Here is a 2366-nt window from a genome sequence, read left to right on the forward strand (position 1 = left end):
AGGGAAAGTTGCACTTCAAATGCGAATCCGCCGGTTTCTTGAGATTTTGCGTTCTAGATTCCCGCTTTCGCGGGAATGACGAAAAGTGGCGGGAATGACGAAGTTTCAGACGGCATCGCCCGCCTGTTTTGATATGGCGGCACCCCCCCCGACAAAAAAAACAATCCGGAACGCATCTGACCGTTCCGGCTTGTTTTCAGGCGAATCCGCCGCATCAGAACATACTGCGCACGCCCATATTGACCTGCCAAGTCTGGCGCATCGTGTGCATCGAAGACCTTTGCGCCTCAAAATAAAGCTGCCTTCCGTTGTCGGCATTACCACGCAAAAAAATGAATTGCTTGATATTCCAATGTTTTTTATATGTTTTTATATTGTGATGCGATCAGACAAACGCCCCCCTGACATTTGTTTAGACGGCATCGTATTGCTAAATTTCTATAAGTATGTATAATGTCCGTTTCCACGCGCCCATCGTCTAGAGGCCTAGGACACTGCCCTTTCACGGCGGCAACCGGGGTTCGAATCCCCGTGGGCGTGCCAATTCAAAAACCTGCTTGTTTCAAGCAGGTTTTTTTATTATGAATCGTCATTCCCGCACCCTTCGTCATTCCCGCGAAAGCGGGAATCTGGAGCGCAGGATTAAAGAAACCGTTTTATCCGATAAGCTTCCGTGCCGACAGGTCTGGATTCCCGCCTGCGCGGGAAGGACGGCAGAGGGTGGACGATGCCGTCTAAAGCCTGACAAGGCATTTGATGCCGTCTGAAACTTCGTCATTCCCGCACCCTTCGTCATTCCCGCAAAAGCGGGAATCTAGAGCGTAGGGTTGAAGAAACCGTTTTATCCAATAAGTTTCCGTGCCGACAGGTCTGGATTCCCACTTTCGTGGGAATGACGAGTCTTTTATAACCTGAGACCTTTGCAAAATGCCTTTCCCTTTTAAATTTAAAGAGGGGGGAGCTGAAGGATTATTATCGGGATTGGGAGCTGGTCGAATATAAAGAAGAATTGGGCGCGATGCACGCCAAAGACGAAAACGGCAATCCGATACGGTTTAAATTTGTAACCATGCTGGCGAAAAAGCCTGAATAATCCTCAAAAATGCCGTCTGAACATTTTGTTTCAGACGGCATTTTTACGTCTAGTCCCGATACGCCCAATGATTGACCGGGCCGTGTCCCGCGCCGATTTCCAAAGGGTTTGAGATTGCCGCCGTAATGTAGGACTTGGCAGTCCGTACGGCTTTGCAAACGTCCGAGCCTTTTGCCAACTCGGCGGTGATGCAGGCGGAAAACGTGCAGCCCGTGCCGTGCGTGTGGGCGGTTGGAAAGCGCGGGCTGTCCAATTCCAGCGTTTCATTTTGCGTAAACAGCCAATCCGTGCAGCGTCCGCTTGTGCTGCCGTTCAAATGTCCGCCTTTGATAACGACATTTTTGACACCGTAATCAAGCAGGATTTTTGCCGCACGTTCCGCATCTTTACGGTTTTCGATATGCACGCCGGTCAGGGCTTCCGCTTCAGGCAGGTTGGGGGTTAATACATCCGTATCGGGAAGCAGTAGGCGCGTCAGTGCCGCAACGGCGGAATCCTGCAACAGCGGCGCACCGCCTTTGGCAATCATCACAGGGTCGAGTACGCGCCTGCCAAAGCTGCAGTGTTTCAGCTTGTCGGCAACACATTCGATGATTTCCGCCGTGCCGAGCATTCCTATTTTGTAGGCGCGGATGTCAAAGTCTTCCCTAATTGCTTGGATTTGTGCGGTGATGGTTTCGGTCGGGACGAGATGAACCGCCGACACGCCCAAGGTATTTTGCGCGGTAACGGCGGTGATGACGCACGTTCCGAACACGCCGCGCATCTGAAACGTTTTCAAATCCGCCTGAATGCCCGCACCGCCGCCCGAATCCGAACCGGCGATGGTAAGCGTTTGCACAAAAGAGCTTTTCATTTGTTCCTCCTTAATATTGTGTCCGATAAAAAGGGCTAATGCCTGTAAAAAAGCACGGCGATGCCGTCTGAAAACCGCAGCGCGGGGTTTGTGGTGCATTATATGCCGTATTGCAGGACAAGGCACAGAGCAGGGCGGCGGGGTGCATCGTAGCAACTGTATTTTTGCCCGACGGGGTGAAAAATACAGTTGCTACACCCACTGATAATGAAAAAAGAGAGCAATGCCGTCTGAACCGCGTGTTGCGGCGAGCATAAACCGGCACGCTTTATTCGTCATTCCCACAAAAACAGAAACCTAAAATTCCGTCATTCCTACGAAAGCGGGAATCCAGTGTGTTCGGTTTCAGTTGTTTTTGGGTTTCGGGTGATTTCCAAATCGAAACCTTTGCAAAATTCCCCAAAATCCCCTAAATTC

The 2366-nt window shown here is 50.9% G+C and carries 1 protein-coding gene, 1 tRNA gene and 1 pseudogene; 2 read left to right on the forward strand and 1 reads right to left on the reverse strand.

Translation table 11 applies throughout. From position 1 onward, the window contains the following. The first annotated feature begins 467 nt into the window (after nucleotides 1-467). Together HMPREF2959_RS09880 and HMPREF2959_RS11605 are read left to right on the forward strand one after the other, a co-directional pair. Nucleotides 468-543 (forward strand) — tRNA-Glu (locus HMPREF2959_RS09880). Nucleotides 544-921: 378 nt separating this feature from the next. Next, nucleotides 922-1093 (forward strand): annotated as a pseudogene (locus tag HMPREF2959_RS11605) (tellurite resistance methyltransferase TehB); the annotation flags it as partial. A gap of 49 nt (nucleotides 1094-1142) precedes the next feature. On the opposite strand, the gene thiD reads toward HMPREF2959_RS11605, so the two are convergent. After that, on the reverse strand, nucleotides 1143-1949 hold the full coding sequence (gene thiD / locus HMPREF2959_RS09885) for a bifunctional hydroxymethylpyrimidine kinase/phosphomethylpyrimidine kinase (RefSeq protein WP_002239210.1): 807 nt from the start codon (nucleotides 1947-1949) through the stop codon (nucleotides 1143-1145). Between the last annotated feature and the right edge of the window lie 417 nt (nucleotides 1950-2366).

It is taken from the genome of Neisseria sp. HMSC070F02 (genome assembly GCF_001814225.1).
Lineage (GTDB): Bacteria > Pseudomonadota > Gammaproteobacteria > Burkholderiales > Neisseriaceae > Neisseria > Neisseria meningitidis.

Excerpts from the sequence above, each read along its gene's own strand:
- thiD (WP_002239210.1), bottom strand. The coding sequence starts at position 1,949 with ATGAAAAGCTCTTTTGTGCAAACGCTTACCATCGCCGGTTCGGATTCG.